This window comes from Kitasatospora sp. NPDC090308, assembly GCF_044769485.1.
Classification (GTDB): domain Bacteria; phylum Actinomycetota; class Actinomycetes; order Streptomycetales; family Streptomycetaceae; genus Kitasatospora; species Kitasatospora fiedleri.
Genome location: NZ_JBIVXY010000003.1, coordinates 234,610 through 248,421 on the forward strand (window position 1 = coordinate 234,610; position 13,812 = coordinate 248,421).

Sequence of the window (13,812 nt, forward strand, 5' to 3'; positions counted from 1 at the left end):
GGGGTGGGGGCGGGCTGATGCCGGGTCAGGCCGTTTCGCCCGGTGGCCCGGGGGCAGCCGGGGGCCATGGACACCACTGAGCGCACCGAAGAGCCGATCGAGACCCAGGGCGGCGAGGACCACCTCCTGCTCAGCGCCGACACCAACGGTGACGGCAGGCCCGACGTCTGGCTGACCGACACCACCGGCGACGGCAAGGCCGACCTCTACCAGTTCGACACCACCGGGGACGGGGAGGTCGACGTGACCATAGTGGAGCGGTCCGAGGAGCCCGGCGCCGACCGGGTCGTGGTGGGGGGCGACGCGGGCCACCCCCGGCACGGGTGACCCGCCCGGGCAGCCGCGTGACACCGACACCGACACCGTCCGCGGGGCGCGGCCGCCGGGCCGCCGCCCCGCGGACCCGTGCCGCACGTCGAACCCGAGGAGGGGTGATGGCCTCGTACCAGGTCCGGCTCACGGCCGTGACGGCCGGCATGTCGGCGTTCTGCGCCGCGTTCGCCGCGGCCCACCACTTCTGGCTCGCGGGGCTCGGCCCCGGGCGGGCCTGGATCGCCTGGGCGGCCGTGGTGGCCGCCGCGGCGGGTTTCCTGGCGTTGGCCGTCCCCGCCGTCCGGTGGGCGGAGAGCACCCGGCGGGGGCGGCGGCGGTGACGGGGGGAGCCGCCGGTCCGCCCGCGTTTGTGCAACTAGTTGCATAGCTGGTCCACCGCGCCCTACCGTTGGGTAACAAATCCCGACCGGAGGCGTCGATGACTGCTGCGTACCCCCACCTGCTGGCCCCGCTCGACCTGGGCTTCACCACCCTGCCGAACCGGGTGGTGATGGGCTCCATGCACGTCGGGCTGGAGGAGGCCGAGGACGGCTTCGCGCGGATGGCGGCCTTCTACGCGGAGCGCGCCCGCGGCGGCGTCGGCCTGATCGTCACCGGCGGCATCGCCCCCAACGAGGCCGGCCGGCCCTGGTCGGGCGGCGCCAAGCTCACCACCGCCGCCGAGGCCGCCGAGCACCGGGCGATCACCGACGCCGTGCACGCCGCGGGCGGGAAGATCGCGCTGCAGATCCTGCACTTCGGCCGGTACGCCTACCACGAGGACCTGGTCGCGCCGTCCGCCCTCCAGGCCCCGATCAGCCCGTACGTCCCGCACGAGCTGACCGCGGAGCAGATCGAGCGGACCGTCGAGGACTTCGCGCGCTGCGCCGAACTCGCCCGCTCCGCCGGGTACGACGGCGTGGAGGTGATGGGCTCCGAGGGCTACCTGATCAACGAGTTCGTCGCCGCCCAGACCAACCACCGCACCGACGACTGGGGCGGCTCCTACGAGAACCGGATGCGCTTCCCGGTCGAGATCGTCCGCCGGGTGCGCGAGCGGGTCGGGCCGGACTTCATCCTGATCTACCGGCTCTCCATGCTCGACCTCGTCCCCGGCGGCTCCACCTTCGACGAGGTGGTCCGCCTGGCCCGGGAGGTCGAGGCGGCCGGGGCCACCCTCATCAACACCGGCATCGGCTGGCACGAGGCCCGCATCCCCACCATCGCCACCTCGGTGCCGCGCGGCGCCTACGCCTGGGTGACGAAGAAGCTGATGGGGAAGGTCGGCATCCCGCTGGTCACCACCAACCGGATCAACACCCCCGAGGTCGCCGAGCACCTGCTCGCCACCGGCCACGCCGACCTGGTCTCGCTGGCCCGGCCGATGCTCGCCGACCCCGCCTTCGTCAACAAGGCCGCCGCCGGCGCCCCCGAGGCGATCAACACCTGCATCGGCTGCAACCAGGCCTGCCTGGACCACACCTTCAGCGCGAAGATCACCTCCTGCCTGGTCAACCCGCGCGCCTGCCACGAGACCGAACTCGTCCTCGCCCCCACCCGCCGGGCCAAGCGGATCGCCGTGGTCGGCGCCGGACCGGCCGGCCTCGCCTTCGCCACCTCCGCCGCCGACCGCGGCCACCACGTCACCCTGTTCGACGCCGCCGACGCGATCGGCGGGCAGCTGAACGTCGCCCGGCGGGTGCCCGGCAAGCAGGAGTTCGACGAGACGCTGCGCTACTACCGGCACGAACTCGCCCGCACCGGCGTCGAGTTGCGGCTCGGGACGGTCGCCGACGCGGACACCCTGACCGGCTGGGACGAGGTGGTGCTGGCCACCGGCGTCACCCCGCGCGTCCCGGAGATCGACGGCGTCGACCACCCCAGCGTGCTCGGCTACCTGGACGTGCTGCGCGACGGCGCCGAGGTCGGCGACCGGGTCGCGGTGATCGGCGCGGGCGGCATCGGCTTCGACGTCGCCGAGTACCTCACCGACCCGGGCAGCGGCGCCGACTTCCTCGCGCAGTGGGGCGTCGACCGCGAGCACACCGCCCCCGGCGGCCTGGCCGCCCCCGTCCGGGCCGCGAGCCCGCGCAGCGTCTTCCTGCTCCAGCGCAAGGACGGCAAGGTCGGCGCGGGCCTGGGCAAGACCACCGGCTGGATCCACCGCACCGAACTGCGCCACCGCGGCGTGGTGATGGTCCCCGGCGTCGAGTACCGCCGGATCGACGACGCGGGCCTGCACGTCACCGTGGGCGGCGAGGAGCAGGTCCTGCCGGTCGACACCGTGGTGCTGTGCGCGGGCCAGGAGCCCCGCCGCGAGCTGCTCGACGCGCTGCGCGGGCGCGGCGTCGAACCGCACCTGATCGGCGGCGCCGACGTGGCCGCCGAACTCGACGCCAAGCGCGCCATCGACCAGGGCACCCGGCTGGCCGCCGCGCTCTGAGCGCGCGCCGACGCCCACCGGGGCCGGGGCTCCGGTGGGCGTCGGGCGGGCGTCGGGCGGGCGTGCGGCGGGCCCGGTGGGGCGGGCCCGCGCCGGGGTCAGTAGAGCGAGACCCCGTACGCCGACAGCGCCTCGGTGACGGGCTGGAAGAACGTGGTGCCGCCGGAGGTGCAGTCGCCGCTGCCGCCGGAGGTCAGGCCCAGCGCCTTGGTGCCGTCGTACAGCGGGCCGCCGGAGTCGCCGCCCTCGGCGCACACGGTGGTCTGGATCAGGCCGCTGACGGTGCCGCCGTCGGAGTAGCGGACGGTGGCGTTCAGGGCGGTGACCTTGCCGCTGTGGGTGCCGGTGGTCGAGCCGGTGCGCTTGACGGACTCCCCGACGACGGCGTTGGCGGCGGTGAAGCCGCCCGGGTGGCTGAGCGAGGTGTTGGTGTAGCGGACCAGGGCGTAGTCGTTGCCCGGGAAGCTGGAGCCGGCGGTGGTGCCGGCCACCGTGCTCTGGCCGGAGTTGGTGTACCAGGTGCTGGCGATGTTGCCGCAGTGCCCGGCGGTGAGGAAGTAGTACGTGCTGCCCTTGACCACGTTGAAGCCCAGCGAGCAGCGGTAGCCGCCGCCGTAGATCGCGGCGCCCGCGGACAGTTTGGGGCTGAAGGTGCCGGAGGTGCGCTCGACCTTGAGGCGGGCGGCGTCCGCCCCGGCGGCCGCGGTGAGCCGGGCCAGCGCGGCCGGGGTGACGGTGCTGTCGGCGGTCACCACGATCCGTCCGGTGGCGGTGTCGGTGTGCCAGGCGATGCCGTTGACGCCGCTGAGCTCGACCGAGTCGCTGACCCGGGCCAGGGTCGCGGCGTCCGGCGCCGGGGTGGCGGCCCCGGCGGCGGGCACCGCGAGGGCGGTCGCCGCCGCGAGGGCGGCGGCGACGGCGAGCAGGCGGCCGCCGGTGCGGCGCGGGCGGGAGGTGGTGCGCGTGGTCCTCACAGATCTCCTCCTGGGGGAGTGGGAGAGGCCCTGGGGTAGGGGCCGTGAGGCGCGGGCAGGAGCGATCGGGACCGGCCTCATGGGCCGGTTTTTGATGTGCTCCTGACAGGCGCTATCCGGGAGTATGCGGACCGCCGGCGGGGCTGCGCAAGACCCCGCAAGAGTTTTCCCGCCCGGCGGCCCGGCGTCAACGCCACTGCGACGGGCCGCACTTGGCGTCCCGTCACCGCGCGCCGCCCGGCCCGCGCCGCGGTCCGGACCGGCCCCACCCGTACGATCGCCGCATGTCACTGCCGCACGCGATCCTCACCGCCCTGCTGGAGAAGCCGTCCTCGGGGCTGGAGCTGACCCGGCGGTTCGACCGGTCGATCGGGTTCTTCTGGTCGGCCACCCACCAGCAGATCTACCGCGAACTGGGGCGGCTGGAGCGCGAGGGGCTGGTGCGGGCGTCCGGGCCGGGGGCCGGGCGGGGGCAGCGCAAGGAGTACGAGGTGCTGCCGGAGGGACGGGCGGAACTGGCCCGGTGGACCGCCCTGGCGCAGGACCCGAAGCCGGTCCGCGACCCGCTGCTGCTGCGGCTGCGGGCGGCCGCCGTGCTCGGGGCGGGCGGGCTTGAGGCGGAGCTGGCCCGGCACCGCGAGCTGCACCGGGCGCAGTTGGCGGAGTACCTGGAGATCGAGCGGCGGGACTTCCCGCCGGAGCGGGCCGGGACGGAGAACCGCCCGCAGCACCTGGTGCTGCGGGCGGGCATCCAGCTGGAGTCGTTCTGGCTGGCCTGGCTGGACGAGGCGCTGGCCGGCCGGGCCGGGGACGGTGCGGGCCCGGCCGGGGACGGTGCGGGCCCGTCCGGGGAGGGCGTCGGTCCGGGCGGGAGCGGTGCGGGCCGGGCCGGGGGCGGCGCGCGCCCGAGCGGTGCCGGCCCGGCCGGGGGCGGCGTCAGATGATCCGGTCGAGGTAGCCGTTGGCGACCAGCCAGGCCACGTTCAGCCGGCTCGGCGCGCCCGGCACCAGGGCGCCGTCCAGCTGGTACTGGAGGCCCAGGCCGGGCTGGCCGAACCAGGGCGCGATCGGGCCGGAGTGCACCTCGAACGGCTTGAGCACCCGGTAGTCGTGGTAGTTGCACCCGGCCGCCGGGCTGCCGTCCAGGCTGGACGGCGGGATCGAGCGGTTGGCGTACGGCAGGCCCTCGGGGGCGAGGAACGCGCCGTACTCGCTGCCGTAGCGGTCGACGGCCTGGCCGGGCCGCAGGGTGGTCTCGCCCTCGATCGGGGTGCCGTCGGGCAGCAGCAGGTAGCCGTCGGAGGGCGGGTACTTCCAGCTGCCGGCCGCGCTGTCGTAGTAGGTGCTCAGGAACTGCTGCTCGCCGAGCAGCCCGGTGCGCAGGTAGCCGAACAGCTGGCGGCCGACCGGCCCGGCGTCGGGCAGCCGGTCGGGGCCGAGGCGGGCGTCGTCGTGCCGGAAGGCGGCGGAGCACTCGGTGCCGAGGCCGAGGCCGATCCGCACCTCGACGGGGGCGGCGGACGCGCCGGGCGCGGCGGTGGCGAACAGGGCGACGGCGGCGACGAGCGGGGCGAGGAACTGGCGCAGGCGCACGGACACTCCGGGACGGTCGGGCGGGACGCGGGAGGGCTCCGGCGCGGCGGGGTGACCGTCCGCGTCCGGTGCCGCACATCAGGTAAGCGGACGAGCGGACGGTCGGTCAACTCTGCGTGTCCGGACGACTGCTGAGAGTGTCGGCGATTCGGTCAACCCCGGGAGCGCGGTGGCGGGAATAGGTCGGAGTGGCGTCCCGTTGTCGCGAGTGGTTGAATGTTGAATCAACCTCGAAGGAGTTGAGAACGGTGCAGTTCGGCATCTTCAGCGTCGGCGACGTGACCACCGACCCCACCACCGGGCGGACCCCCACCGAGCACGAGCGGATCAAGGCCATGGTGGCCATCGCGCTCAAGGCCGAGGAGGTCGGGCTCGACGTGTTCGCCACCGGCGAGCACCACAACCCGCCGTTCGTCCCGTCCTCGCCGACCACCATGCTCGGCTACGTCGCGGCCCGGACCGAGAAGCTGATCCTCTCCACCTCCACCACGCTGATCACCACCAACGACCCGGTGAAGATCGCCGAGGACTTCGCGATGCTCCAGCACCTCGCCGAGGGCCGGGTCGACGTGATGATGGGCCGCGGCAACACCGGCCCGGTCTACCCGTGGTTCGGCAAGGACATCCGCCAGGGCATCCCGCTCGCGATCGAGAACTACGCGCTGCTGCACCAGCTCTGGCGCGAGGAGAACGTCGACTGGCAGGGCCGCTTCCGCACCCCGCTGCAGTCCTTCACCTCCACCCCGCGCCCGCTCGACGACACCCCGCCGTTCGTCTGGCACGGCTCCATCCGCAGCCCCGAGATCGCCGAACAGGCCGCCTACTACGGCGACGGCTTCTTCGCCAACAACATCTTCTGGCCCAAGGAGCACTTCCAGCGCCTGATCGAGCTCTACCGGGAGCGCTACGCCCACTACGGCCACGGCACCCCCGAGCAGGCGATCGTCGGCCTCGGCGGGCAGGTCTTCATGCGCGCCAACTCCCAGGACGCGGTCCGCGAGTTCCGCCCCTACTTCGACAACGCCCCGGTCTACGGCCACGGCCCCTCGCTGGAGGAGTTCACCGAGCAGACCCCGCTCACCGTCGGCAGCCCGCAGGAGGTCATCGAGAAGACGCTCGCCTTCCGCGAGACCTTCGGCGACTACCAGCGCCAGCTCTTCCTGATGGACCACGCCGGGCTCCCGCTCAAGACGGTCCTGGAACAGCTCGACCTGCTCGGCGAGGAGGTCGTCCCGGTGCTGCGCAAGGAGTTCGCCGCCGGCCGCCCGGCGCAGGTGCCCGACGGCCCCACCCACGCCGCGCGGGTCGCCGCCCGCGAGGAGGTGACCACCCCGTGAACACCCTCAACCTCGTCGTGGTGACGGCCGGCCTGAGCGTCCCGTCCTCCACCCGGCTGCTCGCCGACCGCCTCGCCGAGGCCACCGCCCGCGACCTGCGCGCGGCCGGCCGGGAGGTCGACGTCCGGGTGGTCGAACTGCGCGGACTCGCCCGGGACATCGCCGACAACCTGGTCACCGGCTTCCCGCCGCCCGCGCTGCGCGACGCCGTGCGGGCGGTCGAGGAGGCGGACGGGCTGATCGCCGTCACGCCGATCTTCTCCGCCTCCTACAGCGGGCTGTTCAAGTCCTTCGTGGACGTGCTCGACAGGGACGCGCTGACCGGCAAGCCCGTGCTGATCGCCGCCACCGGCGGCACCGCCCGGCACAGCCTCGCCCTCGAACACGCCCTGCGCCCGCTGTTCTCCTACCTGCGCGCCGCCGTCGTCCCCACCGCCGTCTTCGCCGCCTCCGAGGACTGGGGCGCCGACGGCACCGGCGGCGGCGACGGCTCGCTCGCCGGACGGATCGCCCGGGCGGCCGGCGAACTCGCCGAGAGCCTCGCCGGCCGGCCCGCCACCCCCCGCACCCGGCCGACCGAGCAGGTCGTCCCCTTCGCCCGGCAACTCGCGGCGCTGCGCGCCCACTGACCCGAGGAGCAGACACCGATGGAACCCCGAATCCACGACAACACCGAGCAGTCCCGCTTCGAGATCAGCACCGACGCCGGCCCCGCCGGTTTCGCCGAGTACCAACTCCGCGACGAGGGACGGACGTTCGCCTTCGTCCACACCGTCATCGACCCCGCCTTCGAGGGCCAGGGCCTGGGCGGCAAGCTGGCCCGCGCCGCGCTGGACACCGTCCGCGACCGCGGCGCGAACGTCCTGCCGTACTGCCCGTTCATCCGCGGCTGGATCGCCAAGCACCCGGAGTACGTGACGCTGGTGCCGGAGGAGAAGCGCGCCGCGTTCGACCTCTGAGCGCACACGCCTGACGGCGGAACCAGGGGCGCGGGGACCTGCGCGCCAGGGCGGGCACGCACAGCCGGATCGCGACGCAGGACGGTGTCCTGCACGGTCGCGCGACCTGGCCGGTGTGCTCCTGCCGCGGCGCGCAGGTCCCCGCGCCCCTGTCACCCGTCGTGCCGGGCCTTGCCGGGGGGCTGCGGGGCGTGGACGAACCGCCCGGGGAGGGCTATCGTCGCCGGTCGTGACCTTTTCCATCGTGGCCCGGCAGGGCAGTGCGCTCGGTGTGGCAGTGGCGAGCAAGTTCCTCTCGGTGGGGGCGTTGGTGCCCGCGGCCGAGGCGGGGGTCGGGGCGTTGGCGACGCAGGCGTGGGCCAATCTGGCGTACCGGCCGCAGGGGATGGCGATGCTGCGCAGCGGGGCCTCGCCGGCGGAGGCGGTGGCGGCGCTGCTGGCGGCCGACGAGCGGCGGGCGCACCGGCAGTTGGGCGTGGTCGGGGCGGACGGGCGGGCGGAGACGTACACGGGGGAGGAGTGCCTGCCCTGGGCGGGGGGTCTGGCCGGGGACGGGTACGCGGTGCAGGGGAACATCCTGACCGGGCCCGAGGTGGTGCGGGAGATGGCCGCGGCCTGGCTGGCCTCCGCCGAACTGCCGTTCGCCGAACGGCTGGTGGCCGCCCTCGCGGCCGGGGACGCGGCGGGCGGGGACGCCCGCGGGCGGCAGGGCGCCGCGCTGTACGTGGTGGACCCGGGCCAGGGCGTCGGCGGGTGGGGCGACCTCGCGTACGACCTGCGGGTGGACGACCACCCGGACCCGGTGGGCGAGTTGGGGCGGCTGCTGGCCGTCCACGAGGTGCTGCACGGGGTGTCCGACCCGGCCGAGCTGCTCCCGCTGGAGGGTGAACTGGCCGAGGAGGTGCGGCGGTTGCTGGGCGGGCTCGGGTACGACTCGCTGGACCGCTGGGCCGGGGTGGAGAACCTGGAGGGCCGCCTCGCCGAGGGCCGGATAGACCCGCTGGTGCTCGACCACCTGCGGGCGGCCTCCGGGGTGCGGTGACGGCCCGCTCAGTGCAGCAGTGCCTTGGCCAGGTCGGCGATCAGGTCGTCCGGGTCCTCCAGGCCGACGGAGAGCCGCAGGACGGCCCCGGCCGGCTTGTGCGCGGCGGCCACCGGGCGGTGGGTGAGCGAGGCGGGGTGCTGGATCAGGGTGTCGACGCCGCCGAGCGAGACCGCGTGGGTGATCAGTTCGCAGCGCTCGGCGATCGCCGCGGCGTGCGGGTGACCGCCGGCCGCCTCGAAGGCCAGGGTGCTTCCGCCGCCCCGGAGTTGGCGTCCGAGCAGCGGCGAGCCGGAGCGGCCCGGGTAGTGCACGGCGGCGACCTCGGGCTGTTCGGCCAGCCAGTCGGCGATCCGGGCGGCGGAGGCGGAGGCGGCGCGCACCCGCAGCGGCAGGGTCTGCAGGCCGCGGTGCAGCAGGTAGCCGGCCAGCGGGTGCAGGACGGCGCCGGTGACGGCCCGGACCCGGCGCAGCCGCTCCGCCCAGGCGGCGGTGCAGGCCACCGCCCCGGCCAGCACGTCGCCGTGGCCGCCGATCGACTTGGTCGCCGAGTGCAGCACCAGGGTGGCGCCGAACGCGGCGGGGTTCTGCAGGACCGGGGTGGCGAAGGTGTTGTCGACCAGCAGCGGGACGCCGCCGCAGCGTTCGGCGGTCGCGGCCAGGTCGAGCAGGTCCAGGGTGGGGTTGCCGGGGGTCTCGACCAGGACGAGCCCGGTGTCGGGGCGCAGCGCGGCGGCCAGCGTGCCGGGGGCGGCCCAGGTCACCTCGGTGCCGAGCAGGCCGGAGTCCAGCAGGTGGTCGGAGCCGCCGTACAGCGGGCGCAGCGCCACCACGTGCCGGCGGCCCTCTGCGGCGGCGGCGAGCAGGCAGGCGGAGAGCGCGGCCATGCCGGAGGAGAAGGCCACCGCCTCGGCGCAGCCCTCCAGTTCGGCCAGCGCCTGTTCGAAGCGGGCGACGGTGGGGTTCCACAGCCGCTGGTAGACCAGGCCGCCCTCGGCGGGCGGGCGTCCGCCGGTCGCCAGCGCCTGGTAGGCGTCGCCGCCGGTGGTGAGGTCCGGTACGGGGTAAGTGGTGGACAGGTCGAGCGGGGGGACGTGCGTGCCGAGTCCGGCGAGGTCGTCGCGGCCGGCGTGCACGGCTCGGGTGTCGAGTCGGCTCATGGCGCTCGATGGTGAACGGGTGGGCGTCGAATGGCCAGAGTGACGGCAGATGATTCGGCGGGGGCGGCGGCACCCTTGCGGATGTTCGGCGCGGGCCGCCACGCTGGTGGCGTGCCGAACATTCCACGGGCCCGCGCGGCGGAGCTCGACGAGGTCGACCGCGCGATCGTGCGGGCGCTGCTGGCCGACGCCCGCACGCCCAACAACGCGCTGGCCGAGCAGGTCGGGGTGGCCCCGTCCACCTGCCTGGCACGGGTGCGGGCGCTGCGCGGGCGCGGGGTGATCGCCGGGTACCACGCGGAGGTGGACCTGCCGGCGGTCGGGCTGCCGCTGCAGGCGATGATCTCGGTGCGGCTGCGGGCGCACACCCGGGAGCAGAACGGCAGCTTCCGGGCCGCCGCGCCCGGGCTGCCGGGCGTGCTGGCGGTGTTCCACATGGCGGGCAGCGACGACTACCTGCTGCACGTGGCGGTGGCCGATCCGGAGGCGCTGCGCTGCTTCGTGGTCGACCACCTGACCACCCACCCGGCGGTCGCGCAGACCCGCACCAACCTGGTCTTCGAGCGCATCCCCGGGGCCGGATCACCGATCTGACGCCCCGTCGGCCCGGCCTGCGGCCGGCCTCGTCCAGCGGCCATCGGGGCGGCCGGCGGCGGCGGAGGGCGCAGCGCGCCGGGCGGGGCGTCCACCGGCTCCGCGGGACGGGCGGAGGCGGAGCGCGGCGCGGCTCGGCACCCGCAGGTGCGGTGGCGCTCTCCGGCGGACCGGGGCCGAGGGGTTCCGGCAGGTCGGCGGACATGATCCCCAGGAGGCGCGGGATGGTGGCGAGTTGTGGCCACTGTCCAGCATCCGCCGCCGCAGTCGGGCCCGTTCGGCCTTACCGTACTGAGTATCGGTGATCTGTCCGGTTCGCTCGGACGGGGCAGGGCTGCCGAGCCCCGACGCGGCCGGACGACGGCGCCCTTCCGCTCCCACCCCGGTCGCCCCCGTTGCGAAGGGACCGACCATGGCTGTCGCGGACCCACCCCAGACCGTGCGCTACTGCCTGAGCCTGGCGACCGTGCCCGCGTCCGTACCCGAGGCGCGCCGGGGGGCGCGCGCCGAACTGGCCGCCCGCGGGATCGGCCCGGACGATCCGCTGACCGACACCGTGCTGCTGGTGGTCAGCGAACTGGTCACCAACGCGGTCCGCCACGCCGCCCCGCGCTCGCCCCGCACCGTGCTCCAACTCGACTTCGGCGCGGGCGAACTGGCGATCCGGGTGCACGACCGGCACCCGCACTGCCCGCAGCGCCCCGAGGTTCCGCACCAGGACGGCAGCGGCGGCTGGGGCCTGGGCCTGGTGCACGAGCTGGCCGCACTGGCCGGCGGGGTGACGGAGACCGTCGCCGATCCGGACGGCGGCGGCAAGACCATGGTGGTGCGCCTGCCGGTCGGGCGCTGAGCGCGCCGGGGCGGGTGGGCGCTGAACGCGCGGGGTGCGGGCGGGTGCTGGGCCGGGCGGGCGCGGGGGAGAGGTCTGGCGCGGGGCCGGCGCCGCGTCCCGGCGGACGCCGGTTGGGAAGACGATCGTCGGACGACCCCGCGGCTCCACTCTGCTGCATGCCAACTGTTATTGCAAGTAAGTCGCAATAAGCCGGAGCGCCGGACCCGGCGCTCAGCAGCGCCGCAGTGCGCCCGGCGCGCGCAGGCTCTCCAGCGACGGGTACCCGTCCACCGCCATCAGCAGGTCCGCCTCCGCCAGCAGCGAGCGCAGCACGTGCACCGCGCCCGCCTCGCCGCCCAGCGCCAGCCCGTACACGTACGGCCGCCCCACGCCCACCGCCGTCGCGCCCAGCGCCAGCGCCTTGACCACGTCCGCGCCGCTGCGCACGCCCGAGTCGAACAGCACCGGCCGGCCGTCCGCCGCCTCGACCACCTCGGCCAGCGACTCCAGCGCGGGCAGCCCGCCGTTCGCCTGCCGACCGCCGTGGTTCGAGCAGTAGACCCCGTCCACGCCCGCGTCCACGGCCCGGCGCACGTCCTCCGGGTGGCACAGGCCCTTCAGCACGATCGGCAGCCCGGTCAGCGAACGCAGCCACGGCAGGTCGTCCCAGGTCAGCGGGTTGCCGAAGACCTGCACCCAGTCCATCACCGCGCCGCGCGGGTCCCCGTCCGGGTCCTGGAGCCGGGCCCGGAACACCGGGTCCGAGGTGTAGTTCGCCAGGCAGTGCCCGCGCAGCTGCGGGAAGCTGCCGCTGCCCAGGTCGCGCGGCCGCCAGCCGGTCACCCAGGTGTCCAGGGTGACCACCAGCGCCTTGAACCCGGCCGCCTCCGCCCGGTGCACCAGCGACTCGGCCAGCGCCCGGTCGGTCGGCGTGTACAGCTGGAAGAAGCCCGGGGTGTCGCCCAGCTCCGCCGCCACCGCCTCCATCGGGTCCACCGAGAGCGTCGAGGCCACCATCGGCACCCCCGTGCGGGCCGCCGCCCGGGCCGTCGCCACGTCCCCGTGCCCGTCCGGCGCGCACAGCCCCACCACCCCCACCGGCGCCAGGAACAGCGGCGAGGCCAGCTCCAGCCCGAACAGGTCCACCCGCAGGTCCCGCTCCTTCGCGCCCACCAGCATCCGCGGCACCAGCCCCCACCGCTCGAACGCCGCGGCGTTCGCCCGCTGGGTGTGCTCGTCGCCCGCCCCGCCCGCGACGTACGACCACAGCTCCGGCGCGAGCGCCGCCCGGGCCCGCTCGGCCAGGCCCGCGTACGTCATCGGGTACTTCGGGGCGACGCCGAACAGCGCCTCGAAGTAGATCTCGTTCTGGTAGTCGCCGAACTGGGGGGCCATCCGCGCTCCTCGGGGGTGGGTGGGGGAGGCCCCACGTTCCACCGGCCGCCGGGCGGTGGTCAAGGGCCGCGCCACCGGGCCCCGGGGCCGCCGGGCCGCCGGGCCGCCGGCCTCCCGCGCCCCCGCGCCCCCGCGCTCCCGCCCTCCCGGTGGAAGATCGACCGGAGGTAGCCTGGCAGCGGATGTGGTGACCATGCGAGCGAACCAACCCCAGACGTCCGGGACGGCGATCCCCGAGGTCCCGTTCACCGCGCCACCCGGCGGACCGGCCGGCGTCGAGGTCATGACGCTCGCCGACCTGCGCGCCCGCCGGGCCGCCGCCACCGACGGGGACTTCCACCGCCCGCAGCGCCCCGCCTTCCACCACCTGCTCACCCTGGAACGCGGCCGGCTGCGCCACACCGTCGACTTCACCGCGCACACCGTCGAACCGGGCAGTTGGCTCTGGGTCCGGCCCGGCCAGGTCCAGCAGTGGGGCGAACTCGGCGACGCGGACGGCACCCTGGTGCTCTTCGAACCCGGCTTCCCCGACCCGGCGACCGTCGCCGCCGCCCGGCTCGACGACCCCTTCGCCGCCGCCGTCCTGCACACCGACGGCACCGACCGGGAGGCCCTGCTCCACGCGGTGCGCCACCTGCACCGCGAGTACGCCTCCGGCGCGGACCTGCCCGCCGAGGTCCGCCACGCCCTGCTGCGCCACCTGCTGGCCGCGCTGCTGCTGCGGCTGGCCCACCCCGCGGTGCTGTGCGGCAGCGCCGCGGGCGAACCCGGCGAGACCTACCGGCGCTTCCGGCAGGCCGTCGAGCACCACTTCACCCGCACCCGCCGGGTCGAGGACTACGCGCGGCTGCTCGGCTACTCCCCGCGCACCCTCTCCCGGGCCACCCTGGCCGCCGCGGGCGTCGGCGCCAAGGAGTTCGTCGACCGCCGGGCCGTCCTGGAGGCCAAGCGCCTGCTCGCCCACAGCGACAGCTCCGCCGCCCGGATCGCCGACCACCTGGGCTTCGCCGACGCCGCCAACTTCGCCAAGTTCTTCCACCAGCGCACCGGCACCACCCCCACCGCCTTCCGCGCGGCCGTCCGCGGCGGCGTCGACCGGCACTGACCGGCACTGACCGGCGCTGACCGGCGCTGACCGGCGCGGAGGGGCGCTGACCGGCGCCCGTGTCCG

15 protein-coding genes are annotated in these 13,812 nt (G+C 75.4%); 11 read left to right on the plus strand and 4 right to left on the minus strand.

Annotation, left to right across the window (positions count from 1 at the left end):
• Nucleotides 1-66 precede the first annotated feature (66 nt).
• From ACIQVD_RS08540 to ACIQVD_RS08550, 3 genes are all read left to right on the plus strand, one after another.
• Nucleotides 67-327: a hypothetical protein gene (locus tag ACIQVD_RS08540; protein WP_100839727.1), complete on the plus strand. Its 261-nt coding sequence runs from the start codon at nt 67-69 to the stop codon at nt 325-327.
• Nucleotides 328-434: 107 nt separating this feature from the next.
• The gene (locus ACIQVD_RS08545) at nt 435-653 is read left to right on the plus strand and encodes a hypothetical protein (RefSeq protein ID WP_402287045.1); all 219 of its coding nucleotides are present in this window, start codon (nt 435-437) and stop codon (nt 651-653) included.
• Between the two features lie 98 nt (nt 654-751).
• Nucleotides 752-2,755, plus strand: coding sequence for an FAD-dependent oxidoreductase (locus ACIQVD_RS08550; protein ID WP_402287048.1), 2,004 nt, complete (start codon nt 752-754; stop codon nt 2,753-2,755).
• 98 nt (nt 2,756-2,853) lie between these two features.
• Here the strand turns inward: ACIQVD_RS08550 and ACIQVD_RS08555 are convergent, their stop codons facing one another.
• Nucleotides 2,854-3,729, minus strand: coding sequence for a S1 family peptidase (locus ACIQVD_RS08555; protein ID WP_400678779.1), 876 nt, complete (start codon nt 3,727-3,729; stop codon nt 2,854-2,856).
• A gap of 284 nt (nt 3,730-4,013) precedes the next feature.
• Here ACIQVD_RS08555 and ACIQVD_RS08560 point away from each other — a divergent pair, with 284 nt between their 5' ends.
• Nucleotides 4,014-4,673, plus strand: coding sequence for a PadR family transcriptional regulator (locus ACIQVD_RS08560; RefSeq protein ID WP_402287051.1), 660 nt, complete (start codon nt 4,014-4,016; stop codon nt 4,671-4,673).
• Here the strand turns inward: ACIQVD_RS08560 and ACIQVD_RS08565 are convergent.
• Entirely contained in the window at nt 4,666-5,328 is a 663-nt protein-coding gene (locus ACIQVD_RS08565; protein ID WP_402287053.1) for a TNT domain-containing protein, read from the minus strand. The two genes, ACIQVD_RS08560 and ACIQVD_RS08565, sit on opposite strands and share 8 nt — an antisense overlap.
• A gap of 242 nt (nt 5,329-5,570) precedes the next feature.
• Here ACIQVD_RS08565 and ACIQVD_RS08570 point away from each other — a divergent pair, with 242 nt between their 5' ends.
• The 4 genes from ACIQVD_RS08570 (at nt 5,571) to ACIQVD_RS08585 (ending at nt 8,660) form a co-directional block, all read left to right on the plus strand.
• Entirely contained in the window at nt 5,571-6,659 is a 1,089-nt protein-coding gene (locus ACIQVD_RS08570) for an LLM class flavin-dependent oxidoreductase (RefSeq protein WP_400678782.1), read from the plus strand.
• Complete coding sequence (locus ACIQVD_RS08575; RefSeq protein ID WP_402287056.1) at nt 6,656-7,288, plus strand: FMN reductase; 633 nt, start codon at nt 6,656-6,658, stop codon at nt 7,286-7,288. Before ACIQVD_RS08570 ends, ACIQVD_RS08575 begins: the two co-directional genes overlap by 4 nt.
• Before the next feature lie 18 nt (nt 7,289-7,306).
• The gene (locus ACIQVD_RS08580) at nt 7,307-7,618 is read left to right on the plus strand and encodes a GNAT family N-acetyltransferase (RefSeq protein WP_400678784.1); all 312 of its coding nucleotides are present in this window, start codon (nt 7,307-7,309) and stop codon (nt 7,616-7,618) included.
• Between the two features lie 229 nt (nt 7,619-7,847).
• Nucleotides 7,848-8,660 carry a DUF1028 domain-containing protein gene (locus ACIQVD_RS08585; RefSeq protein WP_402287062.1) on the plus strand — a complete coding sequence of 271 codons (813 nt, stop codon included), beginning with the start codon at nt 7,848-7,850 and terminating at the stop codon, nt 8,658-8,660.
• A gap of 8 nt (nt 8,661-8,668) precedes the next feature.
• Here ACIQVD_RS08585 and ACIQVD_RS08590 read toward each other — a convergent pair whose 3' ends face one another.
• Nucleotides 8,669-9,820 (minus strand): trans-sulfuration enzyme family protein, encoded by a 1,152-nt coding sequence (locus tag ACIQVD_RS08590; protein ID WP_402287063.1) that lies wholly within the window; start codon nt 9,818-9,820, stop codon nt 8,669-8,671.
• A 111-nt stretch (nt 9,821-9,931) separates the two neighbouring features.
• Between ACIQVD_RS08590 and ACIQVD_RS08595 the strand changes: the two genes are divergently transcribed.
• Both ACIQVD_RS08595 and ACIQVD_RS08600 read left to right on the plus strand, forming a co-directional pair.
• Entirely contained in the window at nt 9,932-10,414 is a 483-nt protein-coding gene (locus tag ACIQVD_RS08595; protein ID WP_233533582.1) for an Lrp/AsnC family transcriptional regulator, read from the plus strand.
• A gap of 412 nt (nt 10,415-10,826) precedes the next feature.
• Entirely contained in the window at nt 10,827-11,264 is a 438-nt protein-coding gene (locus tag ACIQVD_RS08600) for an ATP-binding protein (RefSeq protein ID WP_400678788.1), read from the plus strand.
• A 213-nt stretch (nt 11,265-11,477) separates the two neighbouring features.
• Here ACIQVD_RS08600 and ACIQVD_RS08605 read toward each other — a convergent pair whose 3' ends face one another.
• A complete protein-coding gene (locus ACIQVD_RS08605) occupies nt 11,478-12,641 on the minus strand; it encodes an alpha-hydroxy-acid oxidizing protein (protein ID WP_402287067.1) in 1,164 nt (387 codons plus the stop codon).
• 193 nt (nt 12,642-12,834) lie between these two features.
• Here ACIQVD_RS08605 and ACIQVD_RS08610 point away from each other — a divergent pair, with 193 nt between their 5' ends.
• The gene (locus ACIQVD_RS08610; RefSeq protein ID WP_402287070.1) at nt 12,835-13,746 is read left to right on the plus strand and encodes a helix-turn-helix domain-containing protein; all 912 of its coding nucleotides are present in this window, start codon (nt 12,835-12,837) and stop codon (nt 13,744-13,746) included.
• Nucleotides 13,747-13,812 lie beyond the last annotated feature (66 nt).